We start from the raw sequence: 19,435 nt of genomic DNA on the forward strand, positions 1-19,435 counted from the left end.
TTCAAAAAAGGCCAAATATTCTAAATAAAGAACATTAATTGTTCTTTATAACGCATTTACTTCGATTTACTCACAATTTCTATCTTTTTTAACTTTTTTCATTTTTGCTCAGTACAAATGGATTAATCATAAAGTCTCATTATCTAAGCGCTTTCCTCACTACCTGTTAAATATATTGGATGGGGACCTGAATTATTCCCTAAAAATGCACAAAAAAATAACCACCCGATTTTGAGTGGTTATTAGTCATTATTTATTCTGCTTCTTGTAATTTTTTACGTACATCGGCGATTTCTTGTTCCAAACGCTTTAAATGTTGTTCAATCGGAATGGTCCGACCACCGATCGATTCCATCTTTTCTACATCGCCTTGAATTCGTATATAATCCATCTTTAAATGTTGTAGTTCTGCTTCTAATTCTGCTTTGTTCATGAAATCACTCCATTCTGTGTACATTGTAATCGAAGGAGTGGCAAAAGTTCAAGGTCGCTTATCTACTGTGCGTAAAATATGAAGTTATCTAAATCTAATAGTTGGGATTTCTCTTTCCCTTTCACTTCATAATTGATTTCGAATCCTCTTAAATCGTAATCGTACCCAGGATCATGCAAAGTTATTTTCATCACTAACTTCACGTTCTCTTTATTCAGTTGGTATTCTTCAACTGAATGGTAACCATCAATGATTGCTTTCGATTCCTCATTGACCGAATAAATGACATTTGTTTTTCTTTTCTCGTCTATAAACAAGTCAATTGAAATTTCTTCATTGTTTTCGAATTCACTGCCATCACTTTTGATGATTTTCACGTTTTGAATCACAGGAAAATCACTGCCAGTCCATTTTATGTTTTTGCCTAAATAGACAGACTCGTATTCCTTGAAAAGATTTGAGTATGCCCCAACATGGCTCATACTTTTAAACTTCCCTTGGTTACTCTGTGCTTCGACGACAAAATACCCTGTGACGCCTACAGCAAGGACAATCAACAGAATAACCAACCTCGATATTTTATTCATTCTCGTTTCACCCCAAAGATGTCGCTATCTTTAAATTATATTTCTAGTGTTTATATTATATTCGACACAATGAAATGAAATCCTTTAATTTTTTTTAATAAATTATAGTTTTTTTGAGTGGTTTCCCTTCAAATATGAAAATAGTACATGAGCTGCTACGCGACTGGTCATATTTCTCAAGTCCAATGTCGGATCGATTTCCACGATGTCCATCGCTTTGGTTTTCTTGTGCTGGGCACAGATTTCAACAGCTTTCATTAAAGAGTAACTATCCATTCCACCCGGTCCGATTGCAGGACATCCTGGGGCGTACGCTTGGTCTAATACATCCATATCAACAGAAATATAAATGGCATCTACTTTTTTGGATAAAGAATGAAGTGATTGCTCAATGATTTTGTCTATCTTTTGTTCAAAAACGTCCTTCATCGTATACACTTTTACATTATGTTCATTTGCGTAGTCATCATATCCTGCTGCATTCGTGAAATCCCTGATACCGATTTGAACCAAGTGTTCTCCTTTTAAGGATCCCCCTTCGATCAAACGTCTGAACGGAGTTCCGTTCGTCGGTCCGCCATCTTCTAAGTTGCGCAAATCGTGATGGGCATCGAATTGAATCACACCGACTTTTCCGTGGCGCTTTTGAAATGCATCAATAGAAGAAGCGCTGATCGAATGGTCACCACCAAGTACAAAAAGGTTATCAATCTTTCTTTTAGATAAAAGATCATCGATTGAGTCAGTAATCCTCCCTTGAGAATGTTGGACATCTGTCGGATGCATCAAAATATCGCCGAAGTCGTCGATTTCAAGATTTCTAAAATCATGACTCATCTCATTCGAATAAGTTGAATAACTGCCCATCGCCTGGCGGATCGCCCCTGGCGCGAACGACGCACCAGAATGACTAATCGACGGTTTCGACAATGGTGCACCTACTAAAGCATATTCCGATACACCTTCTGCCAGCTCCGTGGATTTCAACAATTGATCCATCTTCGTGACATATTGATCGACGAACTTAGCCTCGCCTGCAGGCTTCAAGTAGTTAGACAAGTAGATCACCTCGTTCGTACAACTTCTGTCCTGCCTTATAGACGGTTCGAACGTGGTTCACCCCGTAATGATAAGGGATGTACATATAGTTCGGTGCGTCCCAAACGACGACATCTGCTTTACGTCCGACATTGATTTGACCCGCTTCATCCCCTCGATTGATCGCATGAGCCGCGTTCACCGTAACCGCGTGCCAAATTTCTTCTGGGGTCATCTTCATTTTCAGTGCCGCTAAAGACATGATCAGCTGCAAGTTCTCCGTCACGCTGCTTCCTGGGTTGAAGTCCGTGGAAATCGCAATCGAAGCACCCGCTTCAATCATGTCACGAGCACGGGCGAACTCCCCTTTTCCTAGATAAAAGATTGTTCCAGGTAGCAAGACTCCGATTGTATCTGAATCCGCCAACTTGCTTATCCCCTCATCTGTCGCTACAGCTAGGTGGTCACCACTTCGAGCACCTAATTCAACTGCTAGATCCGTTCCACCAAGTGGATCGATTTCGTCTGCGTGCATCTTCAAATCGAAGCCAAGATCTTTTGCCTTTTGAAGGTAACGGCGTGACTGTTCGATCGTGAATACACCTGTTTCTGTGAAAATATCAACGAACTCAGCCAAATCTTCATCTTTGATTTCTTGAAAAAGATCCGCCATCTCATCGAGCAATTTTTCAGGATCCTCTTTGTAGTCCTCAGTAATTGCGTGGGCACCTAAAAAGGTCGATACGAGATCCAGTGGATGGTTCTCCCCTGCTTTTTTAGCAACACGCAATTGTTTCAACTCAGTTTCACGATCCATACCGTATCCACTTTTCGCTTCAACTGTAGTCACTCCGAACGAAGCAATACGATTCAAATGGAACATTGCTTTTTCATATAATTCTTTTTCCGATGCTTCGCGAGTCGAACGCACCGTGGAAAGAATGCCTCCTCCTTGCTTTAAAATATCTAGGTATGGAACGCCTTGTTGTTTAAGAGCCATTTCATGTTCACGAGATCCACCGAACACTAAGTGTGTATGTGGATCAACAAGTCCTGGTGTTACTAACTTCCCTTCACAATCAACCTTTTCATCAGCTTCCATCTTTTCCATTTCAGAAGAAGGACCGATTTTTTCGATCACTCCATCTTTCATCAACACGGCATAGTTTTCTTTTACCGACAGTTCGTTCATATCTTTTCCGCGGACCTGACCTTCGTGATCGTCCATCGTTAATAATTGGCCAATGTTATATAGTAGTGTCGTCTTTTTCGTATCCATCAAGGGTCACTCCTTCGTTTATTGTTTTTTCATCATTGGAATGTGTACGTCTTTTTCTTCAGCAGTCTGGTTCGCCAGTTCGTATCCTGCATCGACATGACGAGCGACGCCCATACCTGGATCTGAAGTCAATACGCGGTCCAATCGTGCTGCTGCATCCTCTGTTCCGTCTGCGACAATAACCATTCCTGCATGAATTGAATAGCCCATACCTACTCCGCCACCGTGGTGCACGGATACCCAGCTTGCGCCATTCACACTGTTGATCATCGCGTTCAAGATCGGCCAGTCTGCCACTGCATCACTGCCATCTTTCATTCCTTCTGTCTCACGGTTTGGTGATGCAACCGATCCACAATCGAGGTGGTCACGACCGATGACAATCGGTGCGGAAAGTTCGCCTGATGCCACCATTTCGTTGATGATTTTACCGAATTTCGCACGCTCGCCGTACCCTAACCAGCAAATACGTGAAGGCAATCCTTGAAAAGAGACCTTCTCTTTCGCCATACGAATCCATTTACATAAGTGTTCGTTATGCGCAAATTCCTTTAATAGAACATCATCGATTTTATAAATATCTGCCGGATCTCCTGATAAAGCTACCCAGCGGAATGGTCCTTTCCCTTCACAAAATTGAGGACGAATGAAGGCTGGAACGAACCCTGGGAAGTCGAAAGCTTTTTCTAATCCTTCATTGTAGGCTTCCTGTCGAATGTTATTACCGTAATCAAACGTGATAGCCCCTGCTTTTTGTAGGTCAAGCATCGCCTGGACATGCGTTTTAATACTTGCACGAGCATCTTTCAAATACTTTTCTTCGTCACTTTTTCTTAACTTCTCCCCGTCTTCTAATGAATAGCCCGTTGGTAAATAGCCGTTCAGTGGGTCGTGCGCCGATGTCTGGTCGGTCACCAAATCAGGGATTTCATTACGATGAACCATTTCAGGCAAAATATCTGCCGCGTTCCCTAAAAGTCCGATCGATAATGGTTCACCTTTTTCTTTCGCTTCATTAGCTAACTTCATCGCTTCATCCAAATCATTCGCTTGGCAATCCAAATAGCGATGATCGATACGACGTTGAATACGTTTTTCATCGACTTCGATAGCTATGACGACACCGTCATTCATCGTCACCGCTAATGGTTGAGCACCACCCATGCCACCAAGTCCAGCCGTGACAGTCAACGTTCCTTTAAGCGTTCCATCGAAATGTTGACGAGCCGCTTCAGCAAATGTTTCATACGTCCCCTGCAAAATTCCTTGTGTCCCGATGTAAATCCAGCTTCCTGCGGTCATTTGTCCGTACATCATCAAGCCCTTTTTCTCGAGCTCGCGGAAATGATCCCAGTTCGCCCAAGCAGGTACGAGATTCGAATTGGCAATCAACACTCGGGGTGCGTCTTTATGTGAAGGAAATACAGCAACAGGCTTCCCGGACTGCACGAGTAAGGTCTCGGTTTCCTCGAGATCTTTCAATGTATCGATAATGGCGTGATAACTCTCCCAGTTTCTTGCAGCTTTTCCGATCCCGCCATACACCACTAGCTCATCTGGGTTTTCAGCCACTTCAGGGTCTAGGTTGTTCATCAGCATGCGCATCGCTGCTTCCTGAATCCACCCTTTCGTCGTCAATTCACTACCTCTTGGTGCACGAATGTTTGATTCTGTCATTTCAATTCCCCCTCTAATTTTGTGTAAGCCAATCTTGCATCATTTCAATATCTTTAGAAAAGACTCGGTCCTTCTTAATGGAAGGTACGATTTCTCGCAAAGTCTCATAATACTCTTTTGTAATAGGAGCCATTTGTTCGATTCCGCGGATTTCTACTGCCTGAAGCGCACAAATTGCTTCGACCGAAATCACACGACGCACATTGTCAATCACTTGTGACGCGTGTCTTGCCCCAATCGTCCCCATGCTTACATGATCTTCCTGATTGGCACTAGACGGGATCGAGTCGACACTTGCTGGATGCGCCAATGTCTTATTTTCTGAAACAAGTGATGCCGCTGCATACTGCATGATCATCGCTCCTGATTGTAAACCAGGTTGCGGGCTTAAGAACGCAGGTAGGTCGTTCAATTGAGGATTCACGAGACGTTCGATTCTTCGCTCTGATATATTGGCCACCTCAGACATGCCAATCTTCAGCAGATCCATCGCAATCGCAATCGGTTGTCCGTGGAAGTTACCCCCCGATAACACCTTACCTTCTTCTGAAAAAATGAGTGGATTATCTGTTGCAGCGTTAATTTCGATATCCAACTTATCTTTTACATAATGAAGGGTTTGCCACGAAGCTCCAAGCACTTGGGGAATACAGCGAATCGAATAAGCATCCTGAACTCGCTTCTCCCCCTGTTTGGTCGTAAGCTTGCTGTCTTTTAAATACGTACGGATTCTCTCAGCCACTTCGATCTGATCCTGGTAACCTCTTGCTTGATGAATCAACTCGTCGAACGCATCAATGACACCTTCTAAACCTTCTATTGTCATCGCAGCAATTTTTTCAGAATGCTTCAGTATTGATTCAGCCTCTAGATAAGCCAGAGCGCCGACTGCAGTCATCGCTTGCGTTCCGTTGATCAGCGCCAATCCCTCTTTCGCTTTCAACTCAAGAGGCTTCAATTTTTCCTCATGCAAGGCTTCAGATGCAGGCTTTTTCTGACCTTGATAAATCACTTCTCCATCGCCAAGCAATGCGAGAGCCAAATGAGATAATGGCGCCAGATCTCCGCTAGCCCCTAACGATCCTTGTTGAGGAATCACTGGGTGGATCTGATGATTCAATAAATCGATTAGTCGCTCGATCAGCACTGGACGAACCCCTGAAAATCCTTTCAACAATGCGTTAGCTCGTAGCATGATCATCGCCCGCGTGACTGGTTCTGAAAAAGGTTCTCCGACACCACAAGCGTGTGAATGAATTAAATTCAACTGCAGCTCGTCGATATCTTCACGTTCAATTTCAACGTCACTGAATTTACCGAACCCTGTGTTTATTCCGTAGACTACCTCATGATTTTCAACAGCGTCTTCAACTGTTTTACGACTCTGTTTGACCTTTTCCATGCTATCCTCGGAGTAAGAAACCTCCTCACCGAGAACAGCCACTTTTTTTATATCTTCTAATGTTAAATGGTGACCATCGAGTACAACCATTTCATTACCTCCTTCATCCCACAAAAAAAGAGGCTTATCTCCAACTACATGTTGAAAATAAGCCCCCTATTGTCTAATTACTATGGGCATCTTTATATTAAATGTGATTAATTCCTAAACCAGATGTTTCGTGCTCCAACCCTTTGATGGGTGCACCGATCGTTCCATATAAAGCGACTGCAATCCATTCGCCTTCTTTTGAATTCGGGTATGGATAGCCACGAACGACGGAAAATCTCAGGCCGACCGTACGCATGACATCACCTAATTGAACTTGACCTCTCGTGACGCCTTGAACCGCTTCTAATATCGCATGATATAAAGCATGCATTTCACGGTAGAGTTGGTCATCAACCAATCCGTTTCGTTTAGCGGCAGTCTCGATCGCCGAAACAACCTTTTGAAGTTCCATCGAGCCAGTCTTACCTAAACAATAACGATAGGATGTTGCTTGAACTTTTTCTTCTGCCTCTTTGATCTCATGACTATTGGCTAATACTAACTGTAAGGCAGTCTTTCCAATTCCTGATTGTTGCTCGGTCATTTTTACACCATCAATTCTCTACGTGTTATATAAATTGTACTTTGTAGCCATGAAGCTGTCAATGTGATTCGGTGAGGTTTAGGCACGAAAAAAGCCAGGCTCAACGTCCTGACTTCTAGCTTCTTAATATTCCTCTCCCGTATTCCACGGAAGACTTGTTCCAAACTTTTTCGCTAGCATTTTCGAATCATCTCTTCTAGCTTTACGATACTCAGCACGTTTCTCTGCGCCATCATGAAGCCATTTTTCCTCTTCTGATTCTGGGTAGACTGATGGTACCTTTGTAGGTTTACCGTTCTCGTCCACAGCAACCATCGTCAAGAAGGCGGTCGTACATACTTTTCTTTTACCAGTCAATAGATTTTCCGTGATAGCTTTTACGAAGATTTCCATAGAAGTGTTATGAGTCCATGTCACGAATGCTTCAAGACAGATCGTATCCCCTTCATATACCGGGTTCAAAAAGTCGACCGAATCAGTTGAGGCGGTTACTACTGGCATGCGAGCGTGTCTTGTCGCAGCAATCGCACCTACATCATCAATGAAAGCCATCAGTCTTCCACCGAACAACGTCCCGTGACTGTTGGTATCAGGAGGTAAAACATGTGAGTTTCTTACAGTTAAAGAGTTGATACACGGTTTTGCTTTCATTCCCTCACCTACTTTAGTCTTTTCCTATACTATACCCTGCGTCAAAAGACTTAATCAAATAAAAAGTGTACCTGATCAAAGCATAACCTTACTTTTCATTGCTTATTCTGAAGTATCAAAAAAGAGCCCACGTATCACACTAAGTAGTTCAGTTTTGGAGTACAAACAATAAAAATGTATTATAAAATGAGCATTGAATTGCATAGCAATTTGAAGCTCATTTTTCATTGTTATATCAATGTTTATTTGTATGTTGAATAGTTATTTACACAGGAAAATGAAACCTGATTTGCAAACCTACAATAATTATTGAAGACCTGCAAAATCACGTGCAAAAACTAATGCAATTTTACAACAAAAAAAGAGCAACTTATCGAAAAATGCTCATTCTTGTTAAACTAACGTACCCGTTAGCACAAAACCGATTAGTAATCCTTTTTATTTCTATTATCTATTTTTCTAATAATAACAATTGCTTCAAGTGATACTAAGACAATAATAATAATTCTGGCTTCAATACTAAGTGGTTGGTATTCACCCATGTTTGCAAATAAAACAATTGCCAATGCTATAAATAAAAATGCCCTTATTAAAGAATGAAATATTTCCACTCGTCCCATCATGTAACCCCCTATTTATTTCACTAAACTGCGGCGTTAGTTGAATAACGTCCATTAAATCAATTTACCATTAAAATACCAAATGCCTTTGGATTTCTCCACATTCTGTTGTGCAATTATAATCACAATTAGCCCTACAATTTCATATGAAAAAAGTAGTCCAATAAAGGGTACAAATTGCAAATTTGTACTCCAAAACTGAACTACTTAGCATCACACGCAGACCCTCTTGATCATTTATTCATCTTCTTTTTTACGAATACCTTGTTCAATCGCTAACTTTTTAGCAACTTTCACTGAATCCCACACAGGTGGCAGGATCAAGATCGAAACTGGCACTGCGGACACTACAATGAAGTTTTGTAGCATGCCGATACTTCCACCACTATCTCCCATTGCTAGTAAAGCAACAGCAGTTGCACCGAAGATCAGCGCCCAGAATACTCTCAGATATTTACTTGGGTCATCATTACCTGTAACTGCAACGGCTGACGCATAAGACATGGAGTCAGTGGTTGTCGCAACGAATATCACGGTTATGAATAAGAAACCGAACGCTAGTATTCCACCAAGAGGGAGCTGGTTCAGTATCGCCATAACAGCAGCTTCTTGACCGACGTCATTCAGTGGTACAGATACACTCTCTGGAGTCTGGATTTCTAACCATACTCCTGTTCCACCTAATGTCGCGAACCAGAAGTTACTGACTAATGGTGCAATGATCGCCACAGCAATAATCAACTCACGGATCGTACGTCCTCTAGAGATACGGCTGATGAAGATCGCCATCATTGGTCCGAAACCGATGAACCAACCCCAGAAGAAAATGGTCCACCAACCTAACCAAGCACTATCTGCACGAGTCAAACTCATCATTAAGTAATTTTGAATTTGGAATGCTTCTGCAGCAATGAATGCATCAAAAATGAACATTGTCGGTCCAACGATCAGAATAAGAATCATTAGAACGACTGCAAATCCAACGTTGAAACGGCTTAAAATCTGAATCCCTTTATCTACACCGGTCACCGCAGAAATTGAAGCGATAGTTACAAGGATGACAATGAACGAGATCTGTGTAAATAAGGTACTTGGAACACCGAACAGCTCTTCGAATGCATAAGCTGCTTGCAGTCCTAGGAAACCAATAGCACCTATTGTTCCTGCTGCAACAGCAACAATAGAGGTTACATCAGATAGAATTCCGAAGATGTTATTTTTACGGTAGATCTTATCACCGAATACTGGGTATAAAATCGTACGTGGTTTTAAAGGCATTCCTTTGTGGTAATGTGCATACATAATAACAATTGTTGCAACGGTACCTAAAATCGCCCAAGCAGAGAATCCCCAGTGGAAAAATGCTTGAGATAAACCAGGGACGACACGGTCCCAATCACTCATGCCTTCTGAAGCGAACAACGGTGGAGTGTTCATGAAATGGGCCATTGGTTCTCCGGCAGCCCAGAAAACACCTCCACTAGCTAATAGCGTACACAAAATCATTGATATCCAACGGAAATATCCGTATTGAGGCTTCTCTTTCAAGCCAAGTCTCACTCGACCATATCTTGAGAACATCAAAATCAAACCAACAATCAATGTGGCAAGCATCAATAATTGCCAAAAAAGTCCAAAATATTTTACTGAAAAGTCAAACGACTTTGTAACCATTTGTGAAGTCAGATCTGGGGCAAAAAACGCGAATAATAAGAAGAGCAATAAGAAACCTCCACTTAAAACAAATGAACCCCATTGAACTCCGGTACCTAAGTACTCATCGGAGTAATATTTCTTTTTCATTCTTTTCCTCCTAGTTTGTTGTAATAGAATTTATAAGTAGTATGTGTCAAAATAAAGACATAAACACTCTTACTCAGCGTTTTGACGCAACTAATATTAAATTTTAGTTTTATTTATTCAATTAGTCAAAAGGGTGAACAACTATTATATCTCTATAATTTTACGTATTTTAAAGCGATTTTATTTTTTACTGTGAATTTTCTTTGAATTTAATAAATTTTTATATAATTTAAGGGTATATAAAATTATATTAAGTAGATTATCATTTCAAATTGTGATATGAGTATCGATTGATGGAGAGGTGTATAATTATGGATGGATTAGAACAAGCAATCATGTATCGAAAAGAAGGGCAACTGGAACAGGCTAAAAAGCTGATTATGCAAGCATTACAAGAGCAACCGAATGATCCCTACACATTACTTGAGGCTGGCTATGTCCATGACCAAATGGAGCTCGCCCCACAGGCGATTAACTATTACGAACAAGCCTTAGATAATGGACTTTTTGGTGATCATCGAAAAGACGGTTTATTATGCTTAGGAAGCAGCTATCGTGCAGTAGGCCTATATGAAAAAGCGAAAGAAACTTTAGAAATTGGCATGAGTGAATTTCCTAGCTGTAATGAAATGTATATCTTTTTCGCAATGACACTCTACAATTTAGGTGATTATGACCTTGCGATGGAAATCTTACTATCTAAATTAGCAGAAACGAGTAGTGATGGAGGAATACAAAAATACGAAGAAGCAATCAAGTTTTATTCTACAAGATTGGATGAGACTTTTAATTAAAGACAAAAAGGGTTTCGCACAACGATGCGAAACCCTTCTCTTTATACTCTTACCTTCAATTGTTGTAGCATATCTTCTGTCATTTTATGAATATCATACTTCGGATCAAAGCCCCACTCATCTTTTGCTGCGGAAGAGTCAATCGCATTCGGCCAGCTTTCTGCGATCTTCTGTCTTACAGGATCGACATCATAATCCATTTTGAATTCTGGAATATGTTTCTGAATAGCTTTTTCAAAGTCTTCAGGTGCAGCACTCATTGCTGAAACATTGAATGCGTTCCGATGTTCCAACTTAGAAGCGTCTGCTTCCATCAATTGAACGATCGCATTCACTGCATCAGGCATGTACATCATGTCCATGTGAGTACCTTCACCTATATACGATGTATACTTACCATTCTTCAATGCTTCGTAGTAAACTTCGACAGCATAGTCCGTCGTTCCACCGCCTGGCTTCGTGACATAAGAGATCAAACCTGGGAAGCGAACCCCACGTGTGTCTACTCCAAAACGCTGGAAATAGTAATCACATAGCAACTCTCCAGAAACTTTGTTCACTCCGTACATCGTAGTTGGACGCTGAATCGTATCTTGAGGAGTATTTTCCTTCGGTGTAGAAGGTCCAAACGCTCCTATTGAACTCGGAGTGAAAAACTGTGTATTCAAATCTCTGGCAACTTCCAATGCGTTAACGAGGCCACCCATATTCAAGTTCCATGCTAACTGCGGATTGTTCTCCGCTTTCGCTGAAAGTAGAGCAGCCAAGTGCATGATTGTATCAGCTTGGTACTTTTTCGCAATCTCATGCATTTGACCCGCATCAGTCACATCCAGAACTTCGAATGGTCCATTTCCAAGCGATCCGCTTTCGTCTTCACGAATATCAGTCGCAATGACGTTATTTTCCCCATACTTACTTCGGAGCATGGTAGTCAATTCGGATCCTATTTGACCCAATGCCCCTGTAATCATTATCTTTTTCATTTCTCGGTTCTCCATTCCCTTCCTTCTGATTCCTATATAACGTTCATTTCTTTTCCGACTTTTTCGTAGATTTTAATAGCATCATCCAGCATTTCTTTCGTGTGGGCTGCTGTAGGCATATTTCTCACACGACCTGTTCCTCGTGGTACAGTCGGGAACACAATGGATTTTGCGTAAACGCCTTCTTCGTTCAAACGCTTACTGAATTGTTGGGTAGTCTTTTCATCACCAATGATACATGGAGTGATTGGTGTTTCACTCTCTCCAATATCAAATCCTAAATCTTTCAATCCTCGCTTGAGGTAATCACCGTTCTCCCATAATTGATCATGAAGTTCTGTAGATTCCATCAGCAAGTCCAATGCTTTGATACAAGCTGATACATCCGCTGGTGATAATGATGTAGAAAATAAGAATGGTCTAGAACGAACCTTCAACCAATCAATCAAGTTCTGTTTACCAGCCACATATCCACCTACAACACCAATCGCTTTCGATAATGTCCCCATTTGAAAGTCGACTTTGTCTTGTAAACCGAAATGTTTAACTGTACCAGCACCTTTTCCTAAAACACCTGAGCCATGTGCATCATCTACATATGTGATCAAATCGAATTCTTCAGCGATTTGTACAATTTCAGGAAGTTTAGCAACATCCCCGTCCATTGAAAATACACCATCAGTAATGACCATGATTTTATTATATTGGCCTGATTCAGTGGCTTCTTTAGCCTTCTGGCGCAAGTCGTCCATATCAGAGTGATTGAATGGAATAATTTTCGCTTTTGATAAACGACAACCATCAATAATTGACGCGTGGTTCAACGCATCAGATAAAATAGCATCGTTTTTATCCATCACTGCTGAGATCGCTGCCATATTACAGTTGAAACCAGACTGGTAAGCAATTGCTGCTTCAGTTCCTTTGAATTCTTTCAGTTTTTCTTCTAGCTTCACATGAAGATCCAGTGTACCGTTGATTGTTCGGACAGCACCTGCACCGACCCCGTGTGAATCAACAGCTCCTTTAGCTACTTCCTTCAAGCGATCATCTGTAGCTAGTCCTAAGTAATTATTAGACGAAAGGTTGATTAATTTCCGGTCATCAATAGTAATGACGGGCCCGTTCGCACCTTGTACAGCGTCGATTTCATTATATAATCCTTGGTCCTTCAATTCTTGCAGATTTTCATTTAAAAATTGATTTAATGTTTCACTTGGCATGGTGTGACCTCCTGAAAAAATTATTGTTCTTCAACCATAATAACATTTTTTACTTAAATAGATAAATTATCATCAGAATTCAAACTTTATTCTGCACACAAGCATCATAGGTACATTTTTGCGTGCCTTAACAAAGCATTGGCCTTCCAACTAGGAAGGAACCCTTATTCTTAGAAAAACTTGGCTTATCGCCAAGTCCTAATGGCGAAAGCCTTTGTTTTTCACATACATTAATCCTTTAATAAATTAAACGTTCTTAAAGTAATACAAAAAACCTGACCCCATTTTATTTCGAGGCCAGGTTTTCAACTGTTACTTATTTGTGAGGCTGCATTTCACCTGAAAGAATTTTTTCCATATGGTGGCATGCTGATTGATGCCCTTCAGCCATATGGTCTAAATTACGAAGCTCAGGTTCTTCCTTCGCACAAATCTCCGTCGCAAATGGACACCTTGTGTGGAAACGACATCCAGTTGGAGGGTTGATTGGAGAAGGTACATCACCTTCCAGAACAATACGTTCTTTCTTCTTCGTTGGATCAGGAACCGGGATTGCTGAAAGCAAAGCCTTAGTATAAGGGTGTTGAGGGTTATCAAACAATGATTTCTTATCTGCAATCTCAACAACTTTTCCTAAGTACATTACTATGATTCTGTCAGAAATATGACGAACCACCCCGAGGTCGTGAGCAATGAATAAGAAAGTTAAGTTATATTCGCGTTGAAGCTTTTTCAATAGGTTAAGAACCTGTGCTTGAACAGATACGTCTAGCGCTGATACCGCCTCATCACAAATGATGATTTTAGGATCAACCGAAAGCGCACGAGCAATACCGATTCTCTGACGTTGTCCACCCGAGAATTCGTGTGGGAAACGATCCACCTGCTCACCACGCAAACCAACTTGCTCAATAAGCTCAATCGCTCTTTTACGTCGATCCTTTTTAGGAACAACATTTTGGATTTCCATAGCTTCTTCTAAAATTTGGCTGACCGTCTGACGAGGGTTCAATGAAGCATATGGATCCTGGAAAATAACCTGCATGTCTTTTCTGCGAGTACGCATTTCTTTTTTACTTAAAGCAAGTAAATCTTCTCCATCAAATTCAATCGCGCCGTCAGTCGGTTCATCTAAGCGTAAGATTGCACGCCCAGTTGTAGACTTACCACAACCTGACTCACCCACGACACTTAATGTTTCACCTTCGTAAATATCAAAAGTTATGTCATCTACAGCTTTAACATTATTGACTGTGCGTCCGAAGAATCCACCCTTGATCGGGAAGTATTGCTTTAAGTTTTTTACTTTAAGAAGTTCTTTCTGGCTCATATACTTTCACCTCCGGATCGCCGTCCCATCGATCAGTGTATATCCAGCAACGTACTTCATTACCATCCTTCATTTCATCCAATGATGGAAGTTCATTGAAGCATAAATCCGTTGCAAATGGACAACGATTAGCAAATCGACAGCCGTCAGGCATTTCTCTTGGACTAGGAACAGTCCCTTTAATCGGTTCTAGTTCATCTACATCAATATCATGACGTGGCAATGACTTAAGTAATCCAACTGTATAAGGATGTCTTGGATTCTTGAATAACGTTTCAATATCCGCAAACTCCACTACTTTACCGCCGTACATAACCGCTACATAGTCACACGTTTCAGCAACTACACCTAAATCGTGCGTGATCATGATAACGGACATTCCCATATCCTCTTGAAGTTCATTGATCAACTCAAGAATCTGAGCTTGAATCGTAACATCAAGAGCGGTAGTAGGTTCGTCTGCTATTAATAATTCTGGATTACAAGCAAGTGCCATTGCAATCATGACACGCTGTCTCATTCCACCCGATAATTCGTGTGGGTAAGCTTTGATTCTCTCCTCAGGCGAAGGAATTCCAACTAGTTTCAATAGCTCGATTCCTTTTTTCGTGCCGCCATTTTTACCTAAACCTTGGTGGACTTTCAGTGTTTCACGAATCTGTTGTCCTACCGTATATACAGGGTTTAATGAAGTCATAGGCTCCTGGAAAATCATCGAGATTTGATTCCCGCGGATACCTCTCATTTCCCTTTCAGAAGCTTTAGCCAAATCTTTTCCTTTGAAAAGAACTTCTCCGCCTACAATCTTACCTGGGTTTTCTAATAATCTTAATATAGATAAAGCAGTGATACTTTTACCTGAACCGGATTCACCAACGATTCCGATAGTTTTACCTTTTTCAACGGTAAAAGAAACACCGTCAACTGCTTTTATTTCACCATTATCATCAAAGAATGATGTTCTCAAATCTTTTACATCAAGAATTTTTTCTTTACTCATGGAATTCACCTCTCTTCCAAGTTAGTCTAGATCGATTCGTTTATTCAGGAACTTGTATGAAATGTCTACTAGTAAGTTCACGAACACGAAAATAAGCGCGATAATCAATACACATGCCTGCACGACTGGGAAGTCACGCGCTCTGATTCTTTCGATGACCAAGCGGCCCATTCCATTAATGGCGAAAACTGACTCAGTCAGTACCGCACCACCTAAGAAAGCACCGAATTGTAGACCTACGACGGTAACAACCGGGATCAAAGCATTTTTCAAAGCATGTCGATAAACAACTACTCTTTCTTTCAGCCCTTTTGCACGAGCTGTTCTAATATAATCTTGCGTAATTACATCAAGCATACTGGAACGAGTCATTCGGGCAATTATAGCCGCACCTGCTGTCCCTAATGTGATAACAGGCAATATAACCTGTTCCGGGGAACCCCAACCGGTCGCTGGCAGCCACCCCAAATCAATTGAGATATAACGCATGAGCATCAGACCTAGCCAGAAGTTCGGCATGGATAGCCCAAACAACGCGATGATCATTATGACAATGTCCGAAAGCGTGTAATGTCTGACGGCTGAAATGATACCTGCGAACAGACCGATGAATACACTTAAAATGGTACTATATAAAGCTAACTCGAATGTGATCCAGAACCTAGGTTCGATTTCATCAACTACTGGTAAGCTTGTTCTCCAAGAGTTTCCAAAATCAAATGTAACTACATCCCTTAGAAAGTCCAAATATTGGACTGGTAAAGGATCATTTAACCCTAGACGTTCTTCAATTTGATTCACTGTTTCTTGCGGTGCACTTTCTCCGGCAATGATATGAGCTGGGTTACCAGGAGTTAAGTGCATAAGTGAGAACACAAGAATCGTGACACCGAACAATACTGGTATCGTCTGAAGCAGTCGACGTACGACAAATTTAAACATTTTTGCACCTACCTCCTAATTTTTCATTTTCGGATCAAGCGCATCGCGTAATCCATCTCCAAATATATTAAATGCTAATACTACAACAACTATTGCTAGTCCTGGGAACAGTGCGATATATCCAGCATCAAAAATATACGCTCTTCCATCAGCTAACATTGCACCCCACTCTGGAGTCGGTGGTTGTGCACCCATTCCAAGGAATGAAAGACCTGTAGCTGTAAGGATAGCAGTCGCTATTCTAAGTGTAGCTTGTACAATGATCGGTGATAATACGTTAGGTAAAATATGCTTCGCTATGATACGGGCATCTGATGCTCCGAGCGCTCTAACCGCATCAACATATTCTAGCTTCCTAGTAGCTAAGGTAGAACCCCTTACGATTCTAGCAAACCCAGGAATGGAGAATATTGCTACAGCAATTACAACGTTGATTAAGCTTCCACCTAATACAGCAACAATTGCAAGAGCAAGTAAAATACCAGGGAAAGCAAGTAGAATATCCATACAACGCATAAGGAATGTATCTAACTTTCCTCCATAATATCCAGAAACAATACCTATGAAGACTCCAACGATACTACCTAGTACAACTGAAAAGAAACCTACCCCCAATGTAATATACATACCATGAATTACTCTGGTAAAAATATCACGACCAAGGTGATCAGTTCCAAACCAATGTTCAGCTGAAGGCGTTTTCAACTTATCAGCAAGATTAGTAGCATCATTCGGATCTTGTGTCGTTAAAAAAGGACCTACAATTGAAACTATCACTAAAAATAGGATGAGGTATCCTCCAATTAACGCAGCTTTGTTCTTTTTTAGTTTCTTATAGAAAGCTTTCATGCTTCTAACTCTAGGACTTTCAATCTTATCCGCATTGTTATATGTAACCTGTTGCGGAGATGCCATAATTAATTACCCCCTTATTTGTCTGTCATTTTAGACGCTTCATGTTTCCCCCAAAAAACACGAACCTATTTCTAATATTACAATGATGCTTAATAGATTACAATAATATTCGGGCAAAAAGTGAAATGGTAAAATATACTCTAATACTATTAAAAATGCAAACTTCTGAATAAAAAAAATTAACTTGATATTTCAGTAATTTTCAGATATATTAATAGAAGATTACAAGAGTTTGTTGTAGTCTCTAAAGAAAATCTCTAAGGGGGTAACAAGTAATGAAGTCAAACAAATTACTTTGGCTAATGGCCTTAATGCTAATGTTATCATTAGTATTAGCTGCTTGTGCTGGTGACGGTGAACCAGAAGAAGATGGTTCCGGTGACGAAGGTACAAGTGAAGACGGATCTGACGAAGGTTCAGATGAAGGTGAAGACACTGAAGGTGACAGTGAAGAAGGTTCTGAAGGAGATGCTGCTGCTAGCGATAACACGCTAATCATCAACATCCCATCTGATGCTGTTTCTCTATCAACTCAAGGTTCTAACGATGTTCCATCAAGTAACGTTGCTGAAAACATCTATGAAACTTTGACTGTGCAAAACGAAAACATGGAAATCGAACCTGGTCTTGCAGAAGATTGGGAGCAAGTTGATGATACTACATGGGAATTCTACCTACGTGAGGGTGTTATGTTCCATGATGGTACTGAATTAACTGCAGAAGTAGTAAAAGCTAACTTTGACCGCTTAGTAGACGAAGAAGTTGCATCTCCACGTGCATTCTTATTCGAAGCTGTTGAATCTGTAGAAGTTGTTGATGACTACACAGTATCAATCACTACTGCATATCCATATGCACCACTACTAGCAAACCTTGCACATAATGGTCTAGGAATCATGTCCCAAGACATTATTGAAGAAGACTATGCAGCAATGGAAGAAGGAGACGATCCTGATTCTTATATCAACCAAAACCCTGTAGGTACTGGTCCTTTCAAATTTGAAAGCTGGACTCCAGGTGATAAAGTTGTACTATCTTCAAACCAAGAATACTGGGGTGAAGCTCCGCAAATCGATGGTGTTGAATTCCAAGTAATTCCTGAAACTGGTGCGCGTATTGCAAACCTTGAAACTGGTGCAGCTCACGTAGCAGATGCACTAGGACCAGATGATGTTTCTCGTGTTGACAATACTGAAGGTATGTCAGTATTAACTCAAGATAGTGTATCTCTATCTTATGTAGGTTTCAACGTTCAAAAAGAACCATTCGATCAAAAAGAAGTTCGTCAAGCCGTATCAATGGCAATTGACCCATCTCAAATCGTTGAAGGTATTTACAACGGAATGGGTATCCCAGCTACTGGTCCTTTAGCTCCACCAGTATTTGGTTATGATGACTCAATCGAGCCACTTCAATATAACCTTGAAGAAGCTCAAGCACTATTAGAAGAAGCTGGTCTAGGTGATGGTTTCGAAACAACTATCTGGACTAACGATAACCCACAACGTATGGATGCTGCTGAGTACATTCAGTCTGCTCTAGGCGAAATCAACATCGATGTTGAAATCGAAGTTCTTGAGTGGGGTGCTTACCTAGAAAGAACAGCTAATGGTGAACATGACATGTTCGTTCTTGGTTGGTCTACTGTAACAGCTGACGCTGACTATGGTATGTATCCATTATTCCACTCTTCTGCTGTAGGTGCGCCTGGTAACCGTTCATTCTTAGAGAATGAAGAATTAGACGCTCTACTTGAAGAAGGACGTCGTGAAACTGACCCAGAAGCACGTCAAGAAATTTATTCAGAAGCACAAGAAATGTTAGTTGATATCGCTCCAATGCTTTACTTACACCACCAAGAGTACTTGTTAGGTGTTAGTGACAACGTTGAAGGATTCAGCGTAGATCCAACTGGTATCTACCAAATCAAAGACGTAACTATCAACTAATAATTTTATTCGATAGTTCAAAGAGCGACCTTAACGGGTCGCTCTTTTTTTGTTTAGTTCAATAGTTACACTTTATGGTTTAATATGGAATTCAATTGATATTATACTCCTGTTTTTCAATGAATCGCCAAAATTTACCGAAAATTAACACAAATATTACGAATAATATTCT

18 protein-coding genes are annotated in these 19,435 nt (G+C 40.8%); 2 read left to right on the plus strand and 16 right to left on the minus strand.

What is annotated here, in order from left to right:
• Positions 1–253: 253 nt before the first annotated feature.
• From CEY16_RS10710 to CEY16_RS10755, 10 genes are all read right to left on the minus strand, one after another.
• A complete protein-coding gene (locus CEY16_RS10710; RefSeq protein WP_101332031.1) occupies positions 254–433 on the minus strand; it encodes an SE1832 family protein in 180 nt (59 codons plus the stop codon).
• Between the two features lie 62 nt (positions 434–495).
• Positions 496–1,020, minus strand: a complete 525-nt coding sequence (locus CEY16_RS10715) for a hypothetical protein (protein ID WP_101332032.1) — start codon at positions 1,018–1,020, stop codon at positions 496–498.
• 102 nt (positions 1,021–1,122) lie between these two features.
• A complete protein-coding gene (gene hutG / locus CEY16_RS10720) occupies positions 1,123–2,085 on the minus strand; it encodes a formimidoylglutamase (protein WP_143484625.1) in 963 nt (320 codons plus the stop codon).
• Positions 2,072–3,337, minus strand: a complete 1,266-nt coding sequence (hutI, locus tag CEY16_RS10725) for an imidazolonepropionase (protein WP_101332034.1) — start codon at positions 3,335–3,337, stop codon at positions 2,072–2,074. Before hutI ends, hutG begins: the two co-directional genes overlap by 14 nt.
• Before the next feature lie 18 nt (positions 3,338–3,355).
• Positions 3,356–5,014 (minus strand): urocanate hydratase, encoded by a 1,659-nt coding sequence (gene hutU, locus CEY16_RS10730; RefSeq protein WP_101332035.1) that lies wholly within the window; start codon positions 5,012–5,014, stop codon positions 3,356–3,358.
• Positions 5,015–5,027: 13 nt separating this feature from the next.
• Complete coding sequence (gene hutH / locus CEY16_RS10735) at positions 5,028–6,506, minus strand: histidine ammonia-lyase (protein ID WP_101332036.1); 1,479 nt, start codon at positions 6,504–6,506, stop codon at positions 5,028–5,030.
• Between the two features lie 97 nt (positions 6,507–6,603).
• The gene (hutP, locus tag CEY16_RS10740; protein WP_101332037.1) at positions 6,604–7,050 is read right to left on the minus strand and encodes a hut operon transcriptional regulator HutP; all 447 of its coding nucleotides are present in this window, start codon (positions 7,048–7,050) and stop codon (positions 6,604–6,606) included.
• A gap of 123 nt (positions 7,051–7,173) precedes the next feature.
• A complete protein-coding gene (locus tag CEY16_RS10745; protein ID WP_101332038.1) occupies positions 7,174–7,701 on the minus strand; it encodes an acyl-CoA thioesterase in 528 nt (175 codons plus the stop codon).
• A gap of 425 nt (positions 7,702–8,126) precedes the next feature.
• Positions 8,127–8,321 carry a hypothetical protein gene (locus CEY16_RS10750; protein ID WP_101332039.1) on the minus strand — a complete coding sequence of 65 codons (195 nt, stop codon included), beginning with the start codon at positions 8,319–8,321 and terminating at the stop codon, positions 8,127–8,129.
• 237 nt (positions 8,322–8,558) lie between these two features.
• On the minus strand, positions 8,559–10,124 hold the full coding sequence (locus CEY16_RS10755; protein WP_101332040.1) for a BCCT family transporter: 1,566 nt from the start codon (positions 10,122–10,124) through the stop codon (positions 8,559–8,561).
• Positions 10,125–10,435: 311 nt separating this feature from the next.
• Here CEY16_RS10755 and CEY16_RS10760 point away from each other — a divergent pair, with 311 nt between their 5' ends.
• A complete protein-coding gene (locus CEY16_RS10760) occupies positions 10,436–10,918 on the plus strand; it encodes a tetratricopeptide repeat protein (protein WP_162297920.1) in 483 nt (160 codons plus the stop codon).
• 41 nt (positions 10,919–10,959) lie between these two features.
• Here the strand turns inward: CEY16_RS10760 and CEY16_RS10765 are convergent, their stop codons facing one another.
• The 6 genes from CEY16_RS10765 to CEY16_RS10790 all read right to left on the minus strand — a co-directional run bounded on the left by CEY16_RS10765 (position 10,960) and on the right by CEY16_RS10790 (position 17,314).
• The gene (locus tag CEY16_RS10765) at positions 10,960–11,904 is read right to left on the minus strand and encodes an L-threonine 3-dehydrogenase (RefSeq protein WP_101332364.1); all 945 of its coding nucleotides are present in this window, start codon (positions 11,902–11,904) and stop codon (positions 10,960–10,962) included.
• Positions 11,905–11,936: 32 nt separating this feature from the next.
• Positions 11,937–13,127 carry a glycine C-acetyltransferase gene (locus CEY16_RS10770; RefSeq protein WP_101332042.1) on the minus strand — a complete coding sequence of 397 codons (1,191 nt, stop codon included), beginning with the start codon at positions 13,125–13,127 and terminating at the stop codon, positions 11,937–11,939.
• Between the two features lie 316 nt (positions 13,128–13,443).
• Entirely contained in the window at positions 13,444–14,457 is a 1,014-nt protein-coding gene (locus tag CEY16_RS10775; protein WP_101332043.1) for an ABC transporter ATP-binding protein, read from the minus strand.
• The gene (locus tag CEY16_RS10780) at positions 14,435–15,457 is read right to left on the minus strand and encodes an ABC transporter ATP-binding protein (RefSeq protein ID WP_101332044.1); all 1,023 of its coding nucleotides are present in this window, start codon (positions 15,455–15,457) and stop codon (positions 14,435–14,437) included. The genes CEY16_RS10775 and CEY16_RS10780 overlap by 23 nt, the downstream gene beginning before the upstream one ends.
• 21 nt (positions 15,458–15,478) lie before the next feature.
• Positions 15,479–16,399, minus strand: a complete 921-nt coding sequence (locus CEY16_RS10785) for an ABC transporter permease (RefSeq protein ID WP_101332045.1) — start codon at positions 16,397–16,399, stop codon at positions 15,479–15,481.
• 15 nt (positions 16,400–16,414) lie between these two features.
• Positions 16,415–17,314: an ABC transporter permease gene (locus CEY16_RS10790; RefSeq protein WP_101332046.1), complete on the minus strand. Its 900-nt coding sequence runs from the start codon at positions 17,312–17,314 to the stop codon at positions 16,415–16,417.
• Between the two features lie 275 nt (positions 17,315–17,589).
• On the opposite strand from CEY16_RS10790, the gene CEY16_RS10795 reads away from it, so the two are divergent.
• Positions 17,590–19,263, plus strand: a complete 1,674-nt coding sequence (locus CEY16_RS10795) for a glutathione ABC transporter substrate-binding protein (protein WP_101332047.1) — start codon at positions 17,590–17,592, stop codon at positions 19,261–19,263.
• Positions 19,264–19,435: the final 172 nt, after the last annotated feature.

It is taken from the genome of Halalkalibacillus sediminis, from assembly GCF_002844535.1.
GTDB lineage: Bacteria > Bacillota > Bacilli > Bacillales > Alkalibacillaceae > Halalkalibacillus_A > Halalkalibacillus_A sediminis.